This window comes from Methanobrevibacter sp. (assembly GCF_015062985.1).
Taxonomy (GTDB): domain Archaea; phylum Methanobacteriota; class Methanobacteria; order Methanobacteriales; family Methanobacteriaceae; genus Methanocatella.
Window position 1 is genome coordinate 56710 of sequence record NZ_SUTI01000007.1, and the last position, 21157, is coordinate 77866.

24 protein-coding genes are annotated in these 21157 nt (G+C 33.4%); 8 read left to right on the top strand and 16 right to left on the bottom strand.

Annotation, left to right across the window (positions count from 1 at the left end; translation table 11 throughout):
- Positions 1-3: 3 nt before the first annotated feature.
- Together E7Z77_RS04645 and E7Z77_RS04650 are read right to left on the bottom strand one after the other, a co-directional pair.
- A complete protein-coding gene (locus E7Z77_RS04645; protein ID WP_292750783.1) occupies positions 4-468 on the bottom strand; it encodes a hypothetical protein in 465 nt (154 codons plus the stop codon).
- A 44-nt stretch (positions 469-512) separates the two neighbouring features.
- Positions 513-950: a hypothetical protein gene (locus E7Z77_RS04650; RefSeq protein WP_292750785.1), complete on the bottom strand. Its 438-nt coding sequence runs from the start codon at positions 948-950 to the stop codon at positions 513-515.
- 138 nt (positions 951-1088) lie between these two features.
- Here E7Z77_RS04650 and E7Z77_RS04655 point away from each other — a divergent pair, with 138 nt between their 5' ends.
- Positions 1089-1367, top strand: a complete 279-nt coding sequence (locus tag E7Z77_RS04655; RefSeq protein WP_292750787.1) for a winged helix-turn-helix domain-containing protein — start codon at positions 1089-1091, stop codon at positions 1365-1367.
- A gap of 42 nt (positions 1368-1409) precedes the next feature.
- On the opposite strand, the gene E7Z77_RS04660 is transcribed toward E7Z77_RS04655, so the two are convergent.
- The 4 genes from E7Z77_RS04660 to E7Z77_RS04675 form a co-directional block, all read right to left on the bottom strand.
- On the bottom strand, positions 1410-2747 hold the full coding sequence (locus tag E7Z77_RS04660; protein ID WP_292750789.1) for an NCS2 family permease: 1338 nt from the start codon (positions 2745-2747) through the stop codon (positions 1410-1412).
- Positions 2748-2863: 116 nt separating this feature from the next.
- On the bottom strand, positions 2864-3730 hold the full coding sequence (gene speB, locus E7Z77_RS04665; RefSeq protein WP_292750790.1) for an agmatinase: 867 nt from the start codon (positions 3728-3730) through the stop codon (positions 2864-2866).
- 38 nt (positions 3731-3768) lie between these two features.
- The gene (locus E7Z77_RS04670) at positions 3769-4167 is read right to left on the bottom strand and encodes a translation initiation factor IF-5A (protein ID WP_292750791.1); all 399 of its coding nucleotides are present in this window, start codon (positions 4165-4167) and stop codon (positions 3769-3771) included.
- 161 nt (positions 4168-4328) lie between these two features.
- Complete coding sequence (locus tag E7Z77_RS04675) at positions 4329-4682, bottom strand: hypothetical protein (RefSeq protein ID WP_292750792.1); 354 nt, start codon at positions 4680-4682, stop codon at positions 4329-4331.
- 84 nt (positions 4683-4766) lie between these two features.
- On the opposite strand from E7Z77_RS04675, the gene E7Z77_RS04680 reads away from it, so the two are divergent.
- The 6 genes from E7Z77_RS04680 to E7Z77_RS04705 all read left to right on the top strand — a co-directional run bounded on the left by E7Z77_RS04680 (position 4767) and on the right by E7Z77_RS04705 (position 11074).
- Complete coding sequence (locus E7Z77_RS04680; protein ID WP_292750793.1) at positions 4767-5225, top strand: arginine decarboxylase, pyruvoyl-dependent; 459 nt, start codon at positions 4767-4769, stop codon at positions 5223-5225.
- Between the two features lie 5 nt (positions 5226-5230).
- Positions 5231-7090, top strand: coding sequence for a bifunctional NADP phosphatase/NAD kinase (locus tag E7Z77_RS04685; RefSeq protein WP_292750794.1), 1860 nt, complete (start codon positions 5231-5233; stop codon positions 7088-7090).
- A complete protein-coding gene (cfbE, locus tag E7Z77_RS04690) occupies positions 7083-8501 on the top strand; it encodes a coenzyme F430 synthase (RefSeq protein ID WP_292750795.1) in 1419 nt (472 codons plus the stop codon). The genes E7Z77_RS04685 and cfbE overlap by 8 nt, the downstream gene beginning before the upstream one ends.
- A 110-nt stretch (positions 8502-8611) precedes the next feature.
- Entirely contained in the window at positions 8612-9481 is an 870-nt protein-coding gene (hemC, locus tag E7Z77_RS04695; RefSeq protein ID WP_292750796.1) for a hydroxymethylbilane synthase, read from the top strand.
- A 14-nt stretch (positions 9482-9495) separates the two neighbouring features.
- Positions 9496-10449, top strand: a complete 954-nt coding sequence (locus tag E7Z77_RS04700; protein ID WP_292750797.1) for a Gfo/Idh/MocA family oxidoreductase — start codon at positions 9496-9498, stop codon at positions 10447-10449.
- A 13-nt stretch (positions 10450-10462) separates the two neighbouring features.
- Positions 10463-11074 (top strand): orotate phosphoribosyltransferase-like protein, encoded by a 612-nt coding sequence (locus E7Z77_RS04705; RefSeq protein WP_292750798.1) that lies wholly within the window; start codon positions 10463-10465, stop codon positions 11072-11074.
- Between the two features lie 180 nt (positions 11075-11254).
- On the opposite strand, the gene E7Z77_RS04710 is transcribed toward E7Z77_RS04705, so the two are convergent.
- From E7Z77_RS04710 to mtrA, 5 genes are all read right to left on the bottom strand, one after another.
- On the bottom strand, positions 11255-12940 hold the full coding sequence (locus E7Z77_RS04710) for an N-6 DNA methylase (protein WP_292750799.1): 1686 nt from the start codon (positions 12938-12940) through the stop codon (positions 11255-11257).
- The gene (locus tag E7Z77_RS04715; protein WP_292750800.1) at positions 12933-13502 is read right to left on the bottom strand and encodes a restriction endonuclease subunit S; all 570 of its coding nucleotides are present in this window, start codon (positions 13500-13502) and stop codon (positions 12933-12935) included. The genes E7Z77_RS04710 and E7Z77_RS04715 overlap by 8 nt, the downstream gene beginning before the upstream one ends.
- Positions 13503-13544: 42 nt before the next feature.
- Entirely contained in the window at positions 13545-13940 is a 396-nt protein-coding gene (locus E7Z77_RS04720) for a hypothetical protein (protein WP_292750801.1), read from the bottom strand.
- A gap of 8 nt (positions 13941-13948) precedes the next feature.
- Positions 13949-14305 carry a hypothetical protein gene (locus E7Z77_RS04725; protein WP_292750802.1) on the bottom strand — a complete coding sequence of 119 codons (357 nt, stop codon included), beginning with the start codon at positions 14303-14305 and terminating at the stop codon, positions 13949-13951.
- Positions 14306-14656: 351 nt separating this feature from the next.
- The gene (gene mtrA / locus E7Z77_RS04730) at positions 14657-15229 is read right to left on the bottom strand and encodes a tetrahydromethanopterin S-methyltransferase subunit A (RefSeq protein ID WP_292750803.1); all 573 of its coding nucleotides are present in this window, start codon (positions 15227-15229) and stop codon (positions 14657-14659) included.
- 185 nt (positions 15230-15414) lie between these two features.
- Between mtrA and E7Z77_RS04735 the strand changes: the two genes are divergently transcribed.
- Positions 15415-15870, top strand: a complete 456-nt coding sequence (locus E7Z77_RS04735) for a phosphatase PAP2 family protein (RefSeq protein WP_292750804.1) — start codon at positions 15415-15417, stop codon at positions 15868-15870.
- Here E7Z77_RS04735 and E7Z77_RS04740 read toward each other — a convergent pair.
- The 5 genes from E7Z77_RS04740 to E7Z77_RS04760 form a co-directional block, all read right to left on the bottom strand.
- Positions 15859-16149, bottom strand: a complete 291-nt coding sequence (locus E7Z77_RS04740) for a hypothetical protein (RefSeq protein WP_292750805.1) — start codon at positions 16147-16149, stop codon at positions 15859-15861. The genes E7Z77_RS04735 and E7Z77_RS04740 overlap by 12 nt on opposite strands.
- Positions 16150-16232: 83 nt before the next feature.
- Entirely contained in the window at positions 16233-16751 is a 519-nt protein-coding gene (locus E7Z77_RS04745; protein WP_292750806.1) for a nitroreductase family protein, read from the bottom strand.
- A 38-nt stretch (positions 16752-16789) separates the two neighbouring features.
- Positions 16790-19459 (bottom strand): CDP-glycerol glycerophosphotransferase family protein, encoded by a 2670-nt coding sequence (locus tag E7Z77_RS04750; protein WP_292750807.1) that lies wholly within the window; start codon positions 19457-19459, stop codon positions 16790-16792.
- A 119-nt stretch (positions 19460-19578) separates the two neighbouring features.
- The gene (locus tag E7Z77_RS04755; RefSeq protein ID WP_292750808.1) at positions 19579-20019 is read right to left on the bottom strand and encodes a hypothetical protein; all 441 of its coding nucleotides are present in this window, start codon (positions 20017-20019) and stop codon (positions 19579-19581) included.
- Between the two features lie 76 nt (positions 20020-20095).
- Entirely contained in the window at positions 20096-21157 is a 1062-nt protein-coding gene (locus E7Z77_RS04760; protein WP_292750809.1) for an SGNH/GDSL hydrolase family protein, read from the bottom strand.

Below are 21157 nucleotides of genomic sequence, written 5' to 3' on the forward strand. Positions count from 1 at the left end.
CCATCATTTTATTATTTCTGCAAGCAATTCATCATGCTGCATTCCTTCATCAGCATAAACATATGGAATATCCAATACAACATATTTATTATTATCCAAATAACAATATGCATATCTAGGACCACCGGAAAAAACCTTTCCATAACCTTCTTTTCCATCAATTACTTCTTTTTGATAACCTTTTTTAATTAATGAAGAATATAACGAATTAGCATCCCCATCATAATCCATGACAGCTATCTCAATATATTGATGGTTTTCATTATTTTTGTATGAAAATACTTCATTATAGCTAACACTGTCTGCATGTTCCTGTTCAACTTCATCAAATCCATCTGGCAGGTGAAAACTGACCCCATTAACGGTCACATCAGTTCCACTATCAAATGGCCAAAAAGCATTAACACTAGATAAAGAAAAAATTACTGCCAAAAATACAAACAAACAGAACATTAATTTCTTATTCATTAATTCCACCTTTTTTAAAAAAAAAATGAAAAGCAATAAATTGCTTAATCAAATGAAATAGTGTTTGCATATTCCTTAGCAAGATTTAAATCATTGCAACCAACAAAGACTGTTGTATTTTTCGGAGAAGAGACACCAACAAAATACTTTGCAGCATATTGTGCATTTTCTGGTGAAGTAGTATCCTCAAAGATTGTTAAATTTCCTTCAACTTTTGGATTTTCAATAAATAAGGTGTTGCTTTTTAATTTAGGAACTAGCTTATCCATACCATCTTCATAATAACATACTATGATACTTTCATTATCCACCCAAGACCTATTAGATAAAAATAGTCCAAAACCCATATCGTCAGCTTTTGGATAAAAAGTACTGTTATTAGTACTATTCATTTTAAATAAACCATTGAAATCTTTTTCAGTTGTCAAATCAGCTGCACAAACAGTAGCCACTGATATTGCAGCTATTAACACTATTAACAAAGCTAAAATTTTTCTATTCATAGAAAACCTCCATAATTTGTAATGATAAATATGTTACACACATAATATAAACATTGCTATTAGCATGCTAATATCATATAGATATCTATTAAATAGCTAAAATAAAAATTAAAAATCATGAACAAAAAAGATGATATGAGCATCATATCCCTACTGGCACGTTCCAAAAAAAGAATCAAGGTTCTGAAATCATTGGAAAACGAAGATAAAATTCCATCAAAAATAAGCAAAGATATTGATGACAACAGCAATCACGTGTCAAAATATCTAAAGACATTGAAGGAAGCGGAGCTAGTAGAATGCCTTAACGAAAACGATAAACGATACAGATTTTACAGCATTACCGATAAAGGCAAATACTACTTGGATAAAGTAGAAAAAGATTATAAAGACTAATTTTTAAAAAAAAAGAAAAAATTTAAACTCACAAAAGTGAGTTTAAAGTCCGAAGAACAGGTATATTATAAATACAATAACCATTAACCAGATACCCCAACCTAGCTCTTTTGCTTTTCCACTGGCTAAGCTTGCAACTGCGTAAATAACGAATCCCCAAGCAATACCTAGTGAAATGGAGTAGGTTAAAATCATCATGACAATGGTAATGAATACAGAAGCTGCAACAATTAAGTTATCCCATTCAACATCTTTTAATTGTCCAATCATTAAGACACCTACAATTACAAGTGCTGCACAAGTAACAGGAGAAGTGAATAATGCTAATACCAATGGAGCAAAGAATATTGAAAGGATAAATAAAATACCGGTGACAACAGCTGTTAAACCAGTTTTACCACCGAGACCAATACCGGTTGCACTTTCTACATATGCTGTAACGGTACTTGTACCGAATGCTGCACCAACAATACCCCCAACAGCATCAGCTAAGAATGCATTTTCAATTCCGACAGCCTGACCTTCTTCATCGATAAATCCACATTGTCTACCTAATGCCATTAAAGTTCCAGTTGTATCGAAGAATGTTACGAATACAAGTGAGAACAACATCATTATCAAGTTTGGAATGTTTGAGAATAACTGTCCAAATCCTTTGGTAAATCCTGCAAATAATGATACATCAAAATTAGCTGAAATGAATTGTGCTGGAATGGATGGCATTAACATGTCACCTGCACCATATCCTAATGCAGTGAATATTACACCAATAATAGCAGTTACAACTAATCCGATAAATACAGCAGCTGGTACTTTTTTTACAAATAAAACTAAAGTAATAATAATACCAATTAATGCAAGAAGTGCTGGAGCAGACAAGAGTGATCCCATAGTAACAAAAGTAGAAGGATCAGCGACAATGATTCCTGCACCTTTAAGACCAAGGAATGCTAAGAAAAATCCAATTGCAGCACCAATACCAAGTTTTAAATCAAGAGGAATAGCATTTAAAATAGCTTCCCTTAAACCAGAAATGGTAATGATTAAAAAGATAATGCTTGAAATGAATACTGCTGCAAGCGCAGTTTCCCAAGTGTTTCCCATTCCTAAAATGATTGTATATGTAAATAATGCATTAAGTCCCATACCTGGAGCTAATCCAACTGGGTATTTAGCAACTAGCCCCATAATTATACTAGCCACACCGGAAGCAATCGCGGTAGCAAAAAATACTCCGGTAGCAGGCATACCACCATCAGCCAAGATTACAGGGTTTACACCTAAAATGTAAGCCATAGCGAGAAATGTTGTGATACCTGCAAGAATTTCTGTTTTAAAATCAGTTCCATTTTCCTTAAATTTGAAAAAATTTTCCAACATATAACACCTCATCAGAAAAACATATACCTTCTGATAGTATTATTTATAAAAAAAAGTAGTATTAAATTTAACTATAAAAATTCAAATTCAAAAAAAATTCGAAATGAAAAAGCAATCTATTCGACCAATGTTAAAAAGTCATAGATTATTTTAGCGGCGACAATGGCTGTACTGTCTCCAAGCTTGTTGCTGGCAGTCTCGACAACGTCAAAACCGACTACATTTTTACGAACTAATGATTCGAGTATTGTTTCTATTTCAGAGACAAATAAACCTCCAGGAGTAGGGTTGCCTACATTTGGAGCGAACGCCGGATCCACAACATCCATATCAACTGAAATGTAAATCGGACCATCAATATTTATCAGATAATATTCTATTGCATCCATATGCCTGTGAACATCCTTGTTTCTGAATGTTTGAATATTATAAGTTGATTTCACGAATTCCTCTTCATCCTGAGATGATGAACGAATGCCAATCTGGACCAGATTTACTCCCATCTCATGGACTCTTCTCATGACTGTGGCATGGGAATATTTCTCGCCAATGAAACTGAACGCCAAATCTCTATGAGCGTCCAAATGAATAACTGTTAATTTTTCATGTTTTTCATATAATGCCTTAATGGCACCAATTGATGCGGAATGCTCCCCACCTATGATAATCGGCTTAATATTCAAATCAATCAGTTCATTGACTGTATCCTCTACAATCTGACAAGTTGACTCGCAGTTTCCAGGAACTACATTAACATCGCCAAAATCATAAAAATCAGTTGTTAAGTCTTTATTAAAAACAGAATTATATTTTTCAAAACCAAATGATGCTTCCCTTACAACAATTGGTCCTAAACGTGCACCGGAATGATAAGAAGTAGTACTGTCAAATGGAACTCCGATAATTCCAAATGAATTTTCTTTTAAATCCTCAATTTCCCCTGAGAATGCAAATTTCCATGGTTCATATGTATTTAATAGCATAATTAATCTTAAAGGAAAATATAAGAGAAATAGAATCTCTAGTTAGATCCTCTAGTTCTCATTATTTTCATATTTCCTAAAGCGACAATGTATTCTACTTCAATACCTTCTACGATAGAATCTTTTAATTCTTCAGGCATTGGTAAGTCAATAGTATCATAATTTTCCATGTCCATTAATTGAACAGTGTCGCCTTGGATAGAAATAACTTGTCCTAATCTTTTATCGATGATTGGAGTGTCCACTTTACTGTCTACAGGTTTTACAAGACTTCTTTTTTGACCATCGAATACACCGATAGCTTCGATTCTAGCTTTTGCAGCTCCGTGTTTACCTGGAGATGAAGTAGAATAGCTAACTATTTTACAAGCTTCTCCTCCTAAAACAATATATTTTCCAACTTTTAATGTTTTAATTTCTACAACTTTTGTTGACATTAATTTTTCCTCCATTAAATAAAAACCGGTTTTTAATCTGATAATAAAGGATTATTATTAGATTAATATAAATTATCTTTTCCATTTTATATAAAGTATTCGTTTAAAAAAGAAATTGTAATGAATAATTATAAGATTAAAAAAAATTAATTTGAAGATGACTATACTAATCCATTATTGATTGAATACAGCCACAAAGAAATAGCCGCCAATATTAAGATAACAATGACCCATACTATGATAAATATCTTTTTAGCATCCTTCTGCCCTTTAACAATGTATTTTTCATCAGGCATGTCGCTGGTTCTTTTGCGGTTATTCTTATAAAGCTCATCGTTTCTTAAATAATTATAAAAAGCACGTGATAAAAAATAGAAAACTACGACAAAAAATAGTCCTATAAACGGAACAGCTCTCCCTTTAAAGAATACTGCTATTATTGAAGATGCCACAAGCATCAATAGCATAAAAAAGCATGCTGATAATATTATCGAAAGGGATTTGTTTAAAATCATTAGGGACACCTAAAATAATTTACATTTTTATCATTTAAATATCTTTTTAATATATAAAATACAAATCTAAAAACCAGTGATAAAATGAAAATAGCTATTGTATCCGGAAAAAGTGAAGGACCAACCAAATTAAATGCATTCGATAATGCTCTATCAGATGCTGGAATTGGAGATGTAAACCTAATAAAAGTATCCAGCATGCTTGCAGGCAATGCCAAAATCAGTGAATTGCCTAAACTAAAAGCTGGAGCCATGGTAAATTGTGTTTTATCAGAAATTACTTCAGATAATCCTGGAGACAATATTACTGCTGTCATAGCAGTTGCTATTGGTGAAGAATTAGGTTGTGTTGTAGAAACAAAGGGCATTGATAAAAACCCCGATGACCTGATTGATGAAGCGAAAATGATGGTTGAATATATGATGGATAAACGCAAAGTTGAAATAAAAGATTTGATTATAAAATCCTCAACAACTACTGTTAAAGAAATTGCATCAGTTGTTGCATCAGTTATCTATTTAAACAATGAAATTATCGAGTGATAAAAATGGATGCAAAAGACAAACAAATAGCTACAGACCTGGCTTATGAAATTATCCGAGAAGTGTCAAGAGCAATCAGACCCTATGTGGGCAAACCGGAATCCGGTGAAAAGATAAAAATAGGAGCGGACGGCACACCAACATCTTTAATTGATATAATAGCCGAAGACAAACTGATTAACATTTTAAAAAATGCACCTGTTCTTTCATATATAGTTAGTGAAGAAATCGGCGAATTGAAACTTGGGAAAGGCACAAAAAGAAGCATCAAACTTACCCAGGAACTTAGAAGGAAAGATTTGAAAGAAGAGGAAATCCCAAAATTCATATTTTTAGTCGATCCTATCGATGGAACAAACAACGCAATAAAGGAAATCCCTGCCTACGGCATCTCAATAGCTGTGGCAAACGTTACACAAGGAAGACTTGCAACCTTAAATGATGTGGAACTTGGATTCATCAGTAACTTTGCAAACGGTAACTTCTTTGAAGCTGAAAAGGGAAAAGGATGCTGGTTGAATAATGAAGAAGTGAAACCAAGTGAGAACGTCAATATCAGTAAGATGACACTTGGAGGATTTACAAAAAGTGGAACAAGCCAAGCTTCCAAACTGGTTGATAATGCACGCCGTATGAGAGTTCTTGGAAGCGTAGTATTGGAATTATCATATGTCGCAAGTGGAAAATATGATGCGTTTCTGGATTTGAGGGGAAGTAGAATAATCGATATTGCTGCATCCAAACTAATCCTTGAAGAAGCGGGAGGCATCATCACCAACAAATACGGTCAAAAACTTGATAATACATTAAGTATTTACGAAAAGGCTGTTGTCGTTGCAGCAAACAATAAAATAATGCATAAGCAGATGATTGATATTCTGAATGACAACCAGACTGATTTTATAGGCAAAGTAGGAATCATTTCAAGAATCGATCAGACAAGACCTATACTTTTTTCAGCAAAAATAATTGATTATCTCTTAACCAACGGTCGTGAAGTGGTAATTGAAAAGCGTTTGGCTCAGGAATTAACCAAATTGAAGGAAAACCCAGATTTAGACAATATCGTCCAAAATATCAGGGAAGAACATCCCGAAATTGGAGAAATGCTTGATGACCTTAACTTGAATATCGAATATGGTCAACTTGCCGAAAACCTCTTTGACTTTGAATGCGATATGGCATTAATACTGGGAGGAGACGGGACACTTCTCAGAGCACAAGCAAAAATGAACCCTGAAATTCCAATATTCGGAATCAATATGGGAACGGTCGGATTTTTAACTGAAATTGAAGTTTCACATACATTTGAAGCCCTAAATTCCATATTAAAAGGAGATTATTACAAAGAAAAAAGAACAAGACTTGTCGTTTCACACGACAACCATAACTTCACTGCAATGAATGAAGTGGTTGTAATGACTGACAAGCCTGCAAAAATGCTTCATTTTGAAATACTGGTAGACGGAGAAATTATTGAAGAAGTGAGAGCAGACGGATTAATTATTTCCACACCAAGCGGTTCTACAGCTTATGCAATGTCTGCGGGAGGACCAATTGTTGATCCGAAAGTTGCAGGATTTGTAATTATCCCAATTTGTCCTTACAAACTTGGAGCAAGACCTTTTGTAGTGTCAGACAATAGTGAAATAACTGTCAAGCTACTTAAAAAAGGTAAAAGTGCTGTTTTCGTAATGGATGGGCAAATAAATGAAGAAGCAGACTATGGAGAAGAAATAAAATTCAAAAAAGCAGATAAAAGTGCTTATTTCATCAGGACATCAACCAAATACTTCTATGAAAAAGTTAAAGATAAACTGAACGAAGGGGGACTGGATACATCTCCTAGGTGTAAAAATGAATAACCTCGTAATCGATTTAACCCATGGCGGAGTTAAGATTGCCATAAGCCTGGCAAAAAAGGGAAAAAATGTTCTTGCTTATGACATTTACAAAACACTGAATTCGATTGATGCCCAGATGCTGGAAATATACGATGTCCAATTAATCGAATTAGAAAATTTATCATATTTTAAGGGAGATATGAACATTATCTATCCCATTCATATGCCCCTGACCTTTGAGGAGATTGAATCATACAACCCCGACCTGAATTATACTTTCAAAACCCATCATGAAATAATTGGGGAACTGCTCTGCGACTGGGGAGATGACATACTGAAAGTTGAAATTACAGGAGTTAAAGGAAAAACATCTTCAGTCTTTATGCTTAAGGAAATCCTGCTAGATAAAAATCCCCTAATTCTTTCAAGCCTTGGCGCATTGCTTTATGAAAATGACAAAAAATACATCTTAAAGCGCGACATCTCAATAGCTCCTGCAAACATTAAAGAAACTGTTGACCTTGCATATAAAATCGCCAACCCGATATGCCAGATTGCAGAGGGAAAAGTAAAAAGCGAAAACCTGAGGAAATACAACTCAGCAATATTCGAATCATCATTGGGGGTGAGCGGCATTGGAGATGTTGGCGTTCTATTGAATATTGCAGAAGACTATCCGATAGCTAAAGGCAGAAGTTCCGCATCAAAAGCTAAAAAACAGGTGTTTAGATGCGATACTGTCGTGTGCGAAAAGGAAGCATATGACAATTACTACCGCGATGTGAAACATGATAAGGTGAACACATTCTCCTTGAATGACAATACTGCGAATCTTTATTTGAACCATGCGGAATACACCTTAGATGAAACAAGAATGGATATGACATATCATGACGTTAAGACCATAAACGGCAATGTCATTAATGGGCAAATGAGTTTAAAGGCATTTGCTCCCGGAAAACATAATGTCAGCAATGTTTTAGGAGTGATTTTAACCGCATTGTGCCTGGAGATTGACACAGATTCAATTATCAATGGTATAAACAGATACAAGGGCATTCCAGGAAGGACAAATAAGAAAGTAATTGAAAACTCCATAATCATTGAAGAAATCAACCCCGGAATCAACACAAAGGCCATAAAAGAATCCATTGAAATGATCAGCAATTTAGATGATTACTACATAGCTGTGGGAGGAGACTATGGAATAACCTGCGAAGAAATTGATGAAACGCAAGTTAGCAAGTATCTGGATGGTATATCCTGCGAAATCATTCTGACCGGAGATGTGGGATGTTCCATTTCAAAAAAAATGGCCAAAAAAGTTAATGTAATCAAAGATTATAATGACGTATACGATATTGCGATAAGCAATAACAGAAACCTTCTTTTTATATACCGTTCGGACTACAGGAAAATTTCACAAAGATGAGTCCTTAAAAAAATTGAAACATTTAATAAATATTAATTCCAAAAATTAACAATGTAACAAAAGTTATAAGTGAAAACTTATTGACAAATTTTAAAAATTGGAGATAATGCATGATTGTTGGAACACGTGGAAGTCAATTAGCTTTAGCCCAAACAAATCAAGTATGTTCTGATTTGAGCAAAATAACCGGCAAAACTATTGACGTTGAAATAATTAAAACTAAAGGCGATAAAATTACTACTTCTCAATTATACAATATGGATTCAAAAGGGTTATTTACCAAAGAATTGGATATTGCCCTTTTAGAAGAGGAAGTTGATTTTACTGTTCACAGTTTTAAGGATCTGCCAACCGAACTCGATGAGGATTTGGAAATAGTTGCTGTTCCGAAGCGTGAATCTCCACATGAAGTACTTATATCTTCAAAATCTTGGGATGAACTTGGACCTGGGTCTAAATTAGGTACAAGCAGCCTTAGACGAGAAGCATTCTGTAATCTTTATGAAAAAGAATTTGATTTGAAACCTATCAGAGGAAACATTGAAACTAGAATCCAAAAAGCCTTAGATAGTGATTTGGATGCTACCATAATGGCAGAAGCCGGCCTTAAAAGGTTAGGTCTTACAAAGTACATAAAAAATGTATTCCCTCTGGATTACATTACACCCCCTGCAGGACAAGGAGCTTTAGCTATCATTACACGAAAAGACTCTGATAAAAAAGAGGTTATCAAAAAATTAAATGATTACATATCCATGCAAGAAGTTCTTGCAGAAAAAAAAGTTCTTGAGGAGCTTGGTGTTGGTTGCCAATGGCCAATTGGTGCTATAGCTCAAATGAAAGACAAAGAATTTAATATTTACTCAATATTATTAACTAAAGAAGGAGAAATCCTTAAAAAGCAAACTGAGAAAGGTTCAATTAGAGATGCGGTTGAACTTGGCAGACGTATCGGCGAGCTTTTCCAAGATTATGTTTAAACGGAGGAATTTAATTGAAAACTGTTAACGTAGGAGTTATTGGGGTAGGTGCAATGGGTGAAAACCATGTTCGTGTCTACCACAAAATGGAAGAAGCAAATTTAGTTGCTGTAAGTGATGTGAGCGAAAGGGCACTTAAAAAAATCGAGAAAAAATACGGTGCTACCGGTTTTACTGAATATAGTGAATTACTTGAAAATCCTGAAATAGAAGCTGTGAGTGTATGTGTACCGACTACATTCCACCATTCAGTCGTAATGGAAGCAATAAAACATGGAAAACATGTTTTAGTAGAAAAACCTATAGCATTCACATTATCTGAAGCCGAAGAAATGATTGCAGCCGCTAAAGAAGCAAATGTTCTTCTTGCAACAGGACATGTTGAAAGATTTAATCCTGCTGTTCAAAAAGCTAAAGAGCTTATTGATGATGGAGTTATTGGAGATATAGTTTCCGCATTTGCAAAAAGAGTAGGGCCTCTTCCACCTAGAATTAAGGATGTAGGTGTTTCAATAGATTTAGCTATACATGATTTAGACATTATGAATTATTTATTTGAAGAAGAAGTGACACAGGTTTATGGAACCATGAATTCCAGTTTTGATGACAGCGAGTTTGAAGACCATGCGGAAATAATGGTCAGTTTCGACAATGAATCCACTGGAATTATTGAAGTGAACTGGTTAACTCCATATAAAAGAAGAGAATTGGAACTTACAGGTACTGCAGGAATAATATCTGTAGATTACATCAAACAAAGTATTGAAGTTTATGGGAAATTTGCTCAAGATATCCAAATCAAACACGAAGAACCTCTTAAAGGTGAATTAAAATCCTTCTTAAATGCAGTGGTTAATAATATTGAACCAGAAATTACTGGTGAAGATGGACTCAAAGCTCTTAAAATGGTTATTGCTGCAAATAGATCATCAAAAGAACACAAACCAATTAGCTTTGAAGAATTATGATTAAGGTGATAATGTGAAACAAAAATTAATTGCAAAAGCACAAGAATTAAGACAACATGGATTCACTACCGGTGAAATTGCTGATGAACTTAACGTAAGTATGGATACCGCAAGATGGTTGATACTCCAAAAAACTACCGAAGAAAAGATTGATGCACCAGTTGACTTTGCTATTAATTGGAAAAGCATTGGAGGAAATTCCACCCGTTTAAGTTACGTTTCAGGAGCATTAAGCGATATGGCATTATCACATGGGGATGCTGATAGTGTTGTCGGTATTGCAGTTAGTGGAGTTCCATTTGCAACCGTAATGGCTGATTTCATGGAAGACATGACCGGTACCGATACTTCTTTAGCCATCTTCCACCCAAACAAACACAGAAAAGATAATGATGAAACTGATGATGAAGGAACCATCAGTACCAACTTCGGAAGCGTGGAAGGTAAAAAAGTTGTTATCGTTGATGACGTCATTACCAGTGGAAAAACCGCAAAAGAAGTTATCCATACAGTAAAAGACTTAGGTGGAGAACCTCTTTGTGTTGTTGTACTCATCGATAAGGCAGGACTCTCTGAAATTGAAGGAATTCCTGTTGAATCTTTAATAAAAGTTAGTAGATTATAATTCTACTATCCCCTTATTTTTTTAGAAAAAATACCAGACCCATCATCAATAGATTTACTTGAAAATTAACCCCATTAAAAACTATTCTACATAACAACTACTTCATTTTATCAGGCGATGCTTTTGTTAAAATGAACTAGTATGAAAAAAATAAAAATATGGATATGGGAATATAGATTGCTAAAACTTAATATCCAAATCTTCCATCATTTCATCTATTTTTTTGTTGAGTTCCTTAATCTTGGATGTGATTTCTTCCTTTTCATTGGCCAAGTCATTTAACTGTATAAACTCACCTTCAAAAGTATCAACATATCTTGAAACTGATAGGTTAAATCCATTTGCTTCAATTTCTGAAATGCTTGCAACATTTGAGTATTTGTCAATGACTTTCCTTTTTGTATAAGTATCAATGAGTCTTTTAATTATTTCATCATTTAATTGACTGTATTTTCTAGCACTAGTTATTCTTGAGAGAGGAACTTTTTTAATGATGTCTTCTTTAGCCAAATCAATGAAGAGAACGTCTTCCGAAAGTCTGTTCTTCTTAAATACGCAGATTATCTCCGGCCTCATATACCTTCGGGAATCTCCAGGAATACTTATAACGCAGTCAATATAGTTATTTTCATAAGTCAAGTATTTGCGCAATGTTTCAAGAGAGTTTTTAAATAGAAAACTTTGAGCGATAGATACGACCATTACCCCATCATCCTTGAGAGAATCAATCAAATTTATTAAAAACAGATATTCATTATCCTTAAGCGATTCATATTCCCCGGTGAAGTTATTGGCATTACTTAAATCAATTTCATCAATTATGCTTTCAAGAGCACTGCTTAATTTATTATCTTCAGCAAAAGAGTCTTCATTAACGTTGAATTGTTCACTTAACATATTCTGAAGCTGGCGACGCCTATTTATTTTTAAAATTTCATGTTCTCTGTTTGTATTTATTGATTTGGAACTCCATCCTCCAAAAGACGGCAGGTTTGACACTATAACATCAAATGAATTTCCATAAAAGTCTATTGAATCGAATGCATTTTCAAATTCCAAAAATACATTATCCAAATTAAAGTAATGAATGAAAAGTTTGGCGATGGCACAACAGAATGTTATTGGATCATATCCCTTAGCAAAGGATTTTCCATATCCGAAGTTTGTTTTTGAAAACATCTTAACTAATAAGGAAGCATCATTTAAAAATGGGGTGTAAACATCCATTGGTGTGGATTTTGTTGAAAATACAATCTCTGCCAGTATTTCATTCATATAATCAGGATCACTGTTAACCAGAATAGGTCTTAAACTACATATTCCATTAAAAACATCCTCATATGTGAATTCCTGTTCGTAAATATCCAATTTTGAAATTGAATATATGATATCCTTAATGACAAAATTGATTTTTGGGTCGTATTCAATTCTCTCCAACTTGCATTGGCTTTCAATGCAATTAAAGATGAAATCAAAGTATTTCTCATAGTTTGAACCTTTGACAAAAGAAACATTATCTCTAAAAGTGACATACATCCTTTGTATAAACCATTTGTCTTCGAATGTATTCTCTATTACCTCATCAATAAATGCTTTCGGATTTTTAATATAATACCCGTACATATGAAATGCATCGTCTTCAAATTCCATTTCAATCCGGTCATTTTTGAAGGCTTCATCTAATGTAATCCCTTTATCTTTTATTGATAATAAAAAGTGGTCTTTTAGAGAGTCAGAGCAATATTTATAAAGAAAAGTTAAAACTAAAAGATAAGATAAATCCCTAGGCATTTTAGATTGCCTTAATTTTGATTTGATGGTTCTATATATGTTATAGTTATTTGAATATCGTGATTTCTCAATCATCACACTCACCCCAAATCTTGTTTAAAATCCCCTCTTTGAGGCGCCTGTCATATTCAACAACCTTTTGGTCCTGGATAATCTTTTCATTAATGGTGTTTAATAGCTCCCCGTATTTCATTTGTGTTTCAATGTCTGGAAGATTAAGTTCAAGTTCCTTGATTTCCTTAATGGAGACGTGGGAAAGCCTTTCTGTACCTCCGGCTTCATGGAGCTGTTTTTTTACATGGGCATTGGTTAAAAGGTGTGAAATGAATGTTGGGTCAAAATACCCTTTTTTCATTCTTATAATTGCTATTCTGTCGCTGATGACTAGGCCCGGTGTATTGACCTTAACTACATCAAACGGATATGGCAGTTTCATCAATACATCGCCAGGTTTTGAAAAAAACCTGTCCTTAATATTGTCCCTAAGTTTCAATTCTTCAAAATCAGATAATTGTCCATCAGCTTTAATTGATCGCTGCACAATGACATTGCATTTGATTCCATTATCATCAAGGTAACGCCTATATGATAATCCGGAATATACCTCTGCAATATCTCCCAGTTTTACTTTTTGCATTTTTCTCACTAGTAATAGTTTTATTTATTAAAATATAAAAGATTAGGTTCCGAAGCACCTGCCCGGAACCAAGGTTGAGCCAATATATTTGGCCCACATTGCTATATGGTGTGGAACATGATGATACTCTTCAAGGTAAACAAAGCAGGTAAATCTTTTCCACATCATATAAATTGATTTGAATAAGGTGAGTTGGCTGAAATAAGCATGTTTGCGTCTGTATGACCTTTGCCATACTTGATACTCTTGAAGTCTAAGTAAATGCTTAATCTCCCTCCTTAACACATCCATTTCGTGGTATTCAGATGCGATTGGAGGATTTGAAAGATTATAATAATTGTTTTTAAACTCTCTAATCTTCCTGTTAATTAGCTTCTCCCTTTCAAAATACACATTATTCCTTTTCTTAGTTGATTTATAACACCTATATCTGGACATTGCTCCTCCTATTGGTACAATGCACTTACTTCATCAATCATTGGCTTCTCATCCGGAACTTCAGATGGATCCAACTTTTCAGCAGAAACCCCACCAATAACACCAACACTTTGAATGTTATTTTTAAGGACGGCTGTGGAAGTGATTCCCGGCCCCTGCGGAGATAGGACAAATAAATCAAGGAATGTTTCGTCTTCCCCTACTATGAATGCTGGTTCAATGGCTTCGGCTGATTTGGTTTGAACTCTGATAAGAATATGTTTAGCCTCATTATCATCTTCGAGTCCAATTTCACGTCTGATGTTTGCATCTAAATCTTTAACTTTTTCGCTCCAGTTGATGGAGTTTGTCGGATAACTGTTCACATTATCACCTTCTATTTTTTTAATCCCTTTTTGGGAACTGCATTCAACATTTCTTCTCCAAAATATAATTACCAATATAATGTACTTTTGAAATAAAAATACAAATTTGTAATCATAAGTTGTACACCATAGTATATAAACTTAACTTTTTTAGCACGCATTTTTATGAAAAATACATAATTTTTGTGCGTGAGTAACAATATATTCGTCATAGTATATAAACTTTTTGTATTTTATAAGAAAAAGCAAAAAAACAGAAGCGAAAATTATCACTGAAACTTACAAAAATACTTGCATAGTATGGTGTGGTATGGTTTGATATTAAAAAAAATGGTAAATAAGAAAGCCAAACTATTCTTCAGCTTCCTCTTTTTTATCTTTTTTATCTTTTTTGTCAACGATGACCATTCTTTCGTTTTCTTCATCAACTTCCATGACGATAGGGTCTTCCTCTAAAGCACCAGGATCTTTTTCTACGCATTCGTTGATTTTTGATTGAATGGCCCCAATATCTTCAGTATCGATTAAATCAACAATTTCCAATTGTTGTTGGAACCTTTCAATACCGTCGAGAGGGACATTTTCTACGAAAGGAATAGCACCTGTAGCGCCGATAATTTTCTTCTTGTCCGGATCTGCACCATTATCATATAATGCTTGAATACTTTGACCAGTAATATGGCCTTGCACTTCAGCACCTGCCAAAATTAAAAATCTGATATTTGGATTAGAAATGATATTTGCGACAACTTTTTCAATACCTAAGTTTTCTGTTTTGCATGGCCCTGCAATTGCTGCACCACTTAATTCAGCTTCAATGTGAGAAGCAAGAGTTGTAACAGCTACTGGACTTTCAGGGTCACCTACTATGTAATCTCCACTAATTACAGGCCAACCATCAGCGGGAGCTTTTTTATCAGCCATGAGAAAATCCTCCTAATATTTTGTTGAATAAAGATATATTTTAAGTATATTTAAATATTTTGTAAGTATACTTGTAATCAGAATATTATATAAATACATAAATCCAATAGATATTTATGAATTTTAACGTCGAACTTTTCTACATAATTAACCACAATTTTCAAAATCCAATATTTGATTTTATAATGCCAATATTTACTAATTTTGGAAGTTTTGCAGGATTGCTTCTGATTTGTATTGCCTGTTTGCTCATAACCCGACATTACAAAAATGAAAAATACTTTAGAATAGCAAAATTGTGTTTATTTGCCCTATTAATATCAGGAGGAATTACATTATGTTTAAAATTAGCAATTGCTGAAGAAAGACCTTTCGTGACTTTAAATAATGTTCGACAATTGGTGGTTCCGAGCGAACCTAATTCATTTCCATCCGGCCACACTTCATCAATATTCAGTATTGCAACAGTTTTAATCCATGAATTTCGGGAAAACAAACCCTTAGTGGTAGCTTTAGCAATTTTCAGTTTAATAATCCCATTTTCAAGAGTTTATTGTGGAGTGCATTTTCCTGGTGATGTTTTGGTTGGGATGATGGTTGGTATTATAAGCGGAGTTATCGTTTTAAAATTAAAAATATAACTCTGATGGATGACCGATATATTCAAAATCGTCCTTATTATCAAGGTATTTTACACCTATAACCTTTCCATCAGGGAATTTGGTTACAACACTCATACCATCATTAACATCAATAACTATTACTTTTATATTCTTTTCACCCTCAGCCTGAATCTTGACAATATCATCATTTTGAATTAATTGTGGCTCTTCAAAATCATTACTAATGTCTGTGGAATACCAATGTTGAGGTAATTTGAGTCTTAATCCTAAATCGTCCAATAAATCTTTTACATGCATCTTAAAAGTCTCCTTGTATCCTTAATTATAATTAACAATGGAATCTATTTAAAGATTTTGTCACTTTTAAAGGGTTAAATTGGTTAAACAAGAAAATGAATCTTTGACTTATCCAATTCGGATAATGTGTGAGGTTCCGGAATGTCATCTGAATGGCCCAATGCCAAAATGCCCACAATCCTATAGTGATCATCGATTTTTAGGATATTTTTAACAATCTCCTCTGAGTCTTCACCATCTTTATTTCTTAGATGAACCTGAACCCAACAGCTGCCAATATCCAATTCCGTTGCCATTAGATGCATATGAGTCAATGCGATTGATGAATCTTCAATCCAGGTATCAGCTATCAATGTATCTGCAATAACTACAATAGCTTTATCGGCACCTTCTATTAAATTTGCTCCATGGTCTTTGCACTCGGACAATTCCTTTAAAACTTCTTTTCTTTCAACAACCATAAAGTTGCATGGCTTCCTGTTCATGCTTGTTGGTGCAAGAAGTGCAGCCTCCAATATTTTTTCAAGCTCTTCTTTAGTGATAGGATCATCATTAAACTTTCGAGTGCTTCTTCTTTTAAGCATTAAATCTGTTAACATCATATTTAAAAATAAGAATTTCATGATATAAAAAGATTAAATTAATAGTAATTATCAATCTTTTTGATTTCATCCAAAACGCGTTTACAGTTATTCTTATCAGTGTATTCAAAGAAATCATCAACACGGGATTTGTATAAATCCTCCATTTGACAGTCATTATCAACCAAATCGATGATATGGTTCTTTAAATCATCCGGAGTTTGAACGATTGGACCGAATCCCATAGTGTCATATTTGAAATATGCCTTATCAATATCAAAATGAAACTCGTCAATATCATAATGATAATAGATTAATGGTTTTTTAAGATAAGCAAAGTCAAATGCTACAGATGAAAAATCGGTAATCAATAAGGAAGAATGGTTAAAAATATCTGCATAGGTTTTATCACTGAATTCAACCAGAGGATGCCTATCAAAACTATCAATGAACTTCATTAAGTTTGGATGTGGCTTGAATACCAATTTGTAACCTTTTGAATCCAAATAACTAATTAATTCCTCATCATTCAAAAGAGTATTGAAGTTTTCAAATAATTCGGATTTTACGAATTCATCTTCACTAACCCTATTGTATTTACGCCTCCAGGTTGGCATGATTACAATTTCCTTTTCATCCTCTAATTTTTCCAGATAATCAAATCTAGGGAATCCACATAATTTAATGATATCTTCTGAATATCCATAATTGGATTGTAAAAAGGATTCATATTCCTTTCGGGAAACTGTGCCTAACATTGCCAAGTTTTTATCAAATTTATTGAGCCAAAATGAAACATCATGCAAGGTTACCCCATGTTGCAGGAAAACTGTTTTTGACCTTACAAGACCTGCCAAATGCCTGAAATTACCCCAGAACGGATAAATAATCGGATTGTCCGGGTGGGAAGTAATAATCAGTTCAGCATATAATGAATAAAACCTATGTTTAAGAGAACCATATGGAATGACTGGCCCAGCCTTTTTAACTTTGAGATATTCTGAATTTGGCTTATCCCAACCTAACAACACCATCAATTTTTCAAAATTTGAAAGCCTGAAATAATTGTCATAGGATTTCTTAACAACAAAATACTTCTTTACATCCTTCTCGAAATTCAAGGCATATTGGAAAAATTTGAATCCATTGTCATCTGCCCTGCCTGGTAAATCACCAAATAGCCAGATTCTTTTATTAATGAAAAACGGATATAAAACAAAATATAATACTCTTAACAGTACACCGGTTCTCCAACCTCTCCTTTTTCTACTCAGCATTGTTTTTAAAATTTTAAATTCAATTTTCAAAACTTTGGAAAATGTTTTATTGGTAACTTCAATATGGTCTTCACAGTCCATTGCTATATAATCCTTAGATAGCATATATTTTGAAAATGGGGAAATTCTGGAAGGATGATTGTAACCCATAATCAAATCCTTTTCATTAGTCCTGAAGGATATCTTACTGGAAACTGGAATTGTGACTTCAAAACAATGATTATGACCATAGGAATAATCAAGGGAAGAGGAATCCCTTTGAGGGTACCTTATTTCAGAAACTGGAATCAATTCCTTGTCATCCAAAACAACATAAAGGTCGGATTCCTGAGGCAGCAACGATTTATAAATTCCTGAAATATATATTTCATTTTTATTCTTAAACTCGAAGATATCCAGACGAGCTTGATTTAAAACAAAATGATCCAAAAGTTCATCCCTTAACGGACCTTCAAGTCTGAAATTTGAAAATTCATAATTCAAGTAATCTTCCTTGAAATGTTTAATAAGTAACATATGCGCCTTAAGAAAATCAACTCCGAATCGCATATTATAAATAACATCATCATCAACGTATGATAAAATTTTGACCAATTTACTGTATAATACCTTAAGTTCATCCTCATCCAACAAACCGCCGACAGATCTAATGTTGACAAGCCAATATAAATCATATGTCACAAGATGTTGAATAAATTTAGGAACTTCACCACAAACTTCCAATGCATCATTTATAATTTTTAAAAAGTAATTGTCTATTCTTGAAGTGAAATAAGATTTTTTATAGATTGATGAGGAAATTAAAGAACTTTGCTGATTGTTTTTCCTATAATTATATCTGCCTTCCCTAATAAAACCCATTTTCGGATTTTTTAAAAGCAGCTGATTGATGAATAACGGGTCTTCTGAAACCTCCAATTCGGTTGAAAATCTATGATCTTTAATTTTGGATGCTCTAAAAAAAGATGATGCTCCTGAAAGTTGAATGTAATCAGGGTTTTCCAATAAATCAACGACTTGAGTTTTCCCATATTTATAATTCAAGACATGTCCGCCTCGCTTATCTCCAAAAAAGTAAATAGGAATGGAAACAATATCTACATCATCATGCTCTGTTAAAAAGTCATATACAGTTTCAAAAGTATTTTTAGAGATGGTGTCATCACTGTCCAAGAAATTAACATATTCCCCCTGAACTTCGGATAACCCAACATTCCTGGTGCCTGCTGCACCTTTATTAGACTCATTATTAATTAAAATAATATTTTGAGGATATTCTTCACAGTATTTCTGTACAACGTCCTTTGTACCATCTTTACTTGCATCATTAACTACGATAATTTGAATATTATCCTTAAAATCAAGACTCTGATTAATTATTGAATCTAAAGCTTCTGCAATGTCATTTTCAGAATTATATGCTGCCATCACAACAGAAAATTTAAATCCCAATTAATATGCCCCCATAATATAAAATATAACCCCAATATATGGCCGTATCGGAAAATTTTTTTCAAACTAAAAATTGTCAAATAAAAAAAATAAATAACTTTTAAGTGAAATAAAAGTTATTATAATGAATTAATTATTGAATTCATAGCCTTGGCATCATATTCTCCTCTGAAAAAGATATGATATGGTGTAGAATGTTTATCAAAGAATAAATGGGTAATTTTAGTCTGATTAGTTGAATTATCCTTTAATACAAACTTGTATACAGTAACACCCGCTATTTTTTCTGTACTATTCTTCAATAAATCTTTTTTATGTTTTTTAGCATAATCCTTTATAGAATCCTGAGTAGAGTTCTCATTTTCGTAAACAGTTATCTTGTTTTGTCCATTAACAAATACTCCACCATGCTCAGATTGCTGTAAGATAGTGTAACCTTTAGGTATTTCCACTACACTAGAACCGACTTTTAAATCGTGAGCAGGCATCTGTGTATAAATCAATGCCCCAGCCACTGCTATAACACATAAAACAATTAACAATAAATATTTTTTTGACATCTTATGCACCTAATATAGAATATATTAATAATTATATTTAATTTTATTGTACCAATCCTGTTAAAAAAATTTGTAATCAATCAATTAGTTCGCAAATTTTATCTGCAATTTTAAACATGGCCCAATCAATATAATGAGACTCATCTACAGATACGAGATCATAGTCTTCTTCATCAAATAAATCTGTTTGATGTAGCAATTTGGTATTTTCACCACGTTCCACAGCTTTTTCATAGACTTCAATAACATGCTGATCCAATCTTTTGTAAAAGTTCTTCTTATTGTATGATGTTGAAGTCATGAGCACGATTGTCTTGTCCGGATGATACATGCGAATTCTTTTATAAAATGGTTCATACATCTTTCTAAATTCACTTAAAGCCCCTGCATTTCTAGTATAATCAATAATAATACTATGACAATTGATTTTACCAATAGTGTCGGCAATATTCTCATTTCCCCTACAACCTGAAGAGACGGATAAATTAATTATATCCCTATTTAATTTCTTACTAACAACATTAGGAAATGCATTTGAACTTCTGGAAGCTGCAGCACCTTGAGTTACAGAGTTTCCATAAAATAAAACAGGCAACCTTTTTTCGACAGGATAATCAAAGGTTTCTAAGGAGGAACCTTTTTCCAGACCTAATAAAAATTCTTGAATTGTATTATAATTAGGTAAAAAAATACAGATTTGGCCACTTTTTGGAACTTTAATTCTTTCTGCAAATATATTTTCACCATCTTTTGGCCCGAAGACACCGACATGAGTGTATTCCCCATCATCGCTTACTTCATAAATATCAAAACCCATTGCATTCCAGTTAACTAATTTTTTATATCCCCATTTTCTGCGCAATTGGACTTTGAAAATAATCCATTTTGAATTGGTTTTAAAACGCAATCTTGTTCCGGAAGCACCATTATGGAAATCACCCATCTCCTTAACCGCAGATCCCCCGAATTCTTCCATTTCCATCTGAGATTTCTTAGGAAATTTTGAAAAGTCTGTTATTGAGGAAGCAAAGTTAATAGTTCCATAAATATATTCCGGATGTTCGAAAAGGTCAATATACTCAATAGAGTCCTCATTAATTTTTTCTAATTTATCATGAACTGATGTTAGATATTCCAT

Bases quoted from the DNA above. Each gene is read 5' to 3' on its own strand.
- E7Z77_RS04645 (WP_292750783.1), bottom strand. From the start codon at position 468: ATGAATAAGAAATTAATGTTCTGTTTGTTTGTATTTTTGGCAGTAATT.
- E7Z77_RS04655 (WP_292750787.1), top strand. From the start codon at position 1,089: ATGAACAAAAAAGATGATATGAGCATCATATCCCTACTGGCACGTTCC.
- E7Z77_RS04660 (WP_292750789.1), bottom strand. From the start codon at position 2,747: ATGTTGGAAAATTTTTTCAAATTTAAGGAAAATGGAACTGATTTTAAA.
- speB (WP_292750790.1), bottom strand. From the start codon at position 3,730: ATGCTATTAAATACATATGAACCATGGAAATTTGCATTCTCAGGGGAA.
- E7Z77_RS04670 (WP_292750791.1), bottom strand. From the start codon at position 4,167: ATGTCAACAAAAGTTGTAGAAATTAAAACATTAAAAGTTGGAAAATAT.
- E7Z77_RS04675 (WP_292750792.1), bottom strand. From the start codon at position 4,682: ATGATTTTAAACAAATCCCTTTCGATAATATTATCAGCATGCTTTTTT.
- E7Z77_RS04680 (WP_292750793.1), top strand. From the start codon at position 4,767: ATGAAAATAGCTATTGTATCCGGAAAAAGTGAAGGACCAACCAAATTA.
- E7Z77_RS04685 (WP_292750794.1), top strand. From the start codon at position 5,231: ATGGATGCAAAAGACAAACAAATAGCTACAGACCTGGCTTATGAAATT.
- cfbE (WP_292750795.1), top strand. From the start codon at position 7,083: ATGAATAACCTCGTAATCGATTTAACCCATGGCGGAGTTAAGATTGCC.
- hemC (WP_292750796.1), top strand. From the start codon at position 8,612: ATGATTGTTGGAACACGTGGAAGTCAATTAGCTTTAGCCCAAACAAAT.
- E7Z77_RS04710 (WP_292750799.1), bottom strand. From the start codon at position 12,940: ATGATTGAGAAATCACGATATTCAAATAACTATAACATATATAGAACC.
- E7Z77_RS04715 (WP_292750800.1), bottom strand. From the start codon at position 13,502: ATGCAAAAAGTAAAACTGGGAGATATTGCAGAGGTATATTCCGGATTA.
- E7Z77_RS04720 (WP_292750801.1), bottom strand. From the start codon at position 13,940: ATGTCCAGATATAGGTGTTATAAATCAACTAAGAAAAGGAATAATGTG.
- mtrA (WP_292750803.1), bottom strand. From the start codon at position 15,229: ATGGCTGATAAAAAAGCTCCCGCTGATGGTTGGCCTGTAATTAGTGGA.
- E7Z77_RS04735 (WP_292750804.1), top strand. From the start codon at position 15,415: ATGCCAATATTTACTAATTTTGGAAGTTTTGCAGGATTGCTTCTGATT.
- E7Z77_RS04740 (WP_292750805.1), bottom strand. From the start codon at position 16,149: ATGCATGTAAAAGATTTATTGGACGATTTAGGATTAAGACTCAAATTA.
- E7Z77_RS04745 (WP_292750806.1), bottom strand. From the start codon at position 16,751: ATGATGTTAACAGATTTAATGCTTAAAAGAAGAAGCACTCGAAAGTTT.
- E7Z77_RS04755 (WP_292750808.1), bottom strand. From the start codon at position 20,019: ATGTCAAAAAAATATTTATTGTTAATTGTTTTATGTGTTATAGCAGTG.
- E7Z77_RS04760 (WP_292750809.1), bottom strand. From the start codon at position 21,157: ATGGAATATCTAACATCAGTTCATGATAAATTAGAAAAAATTAATGAG.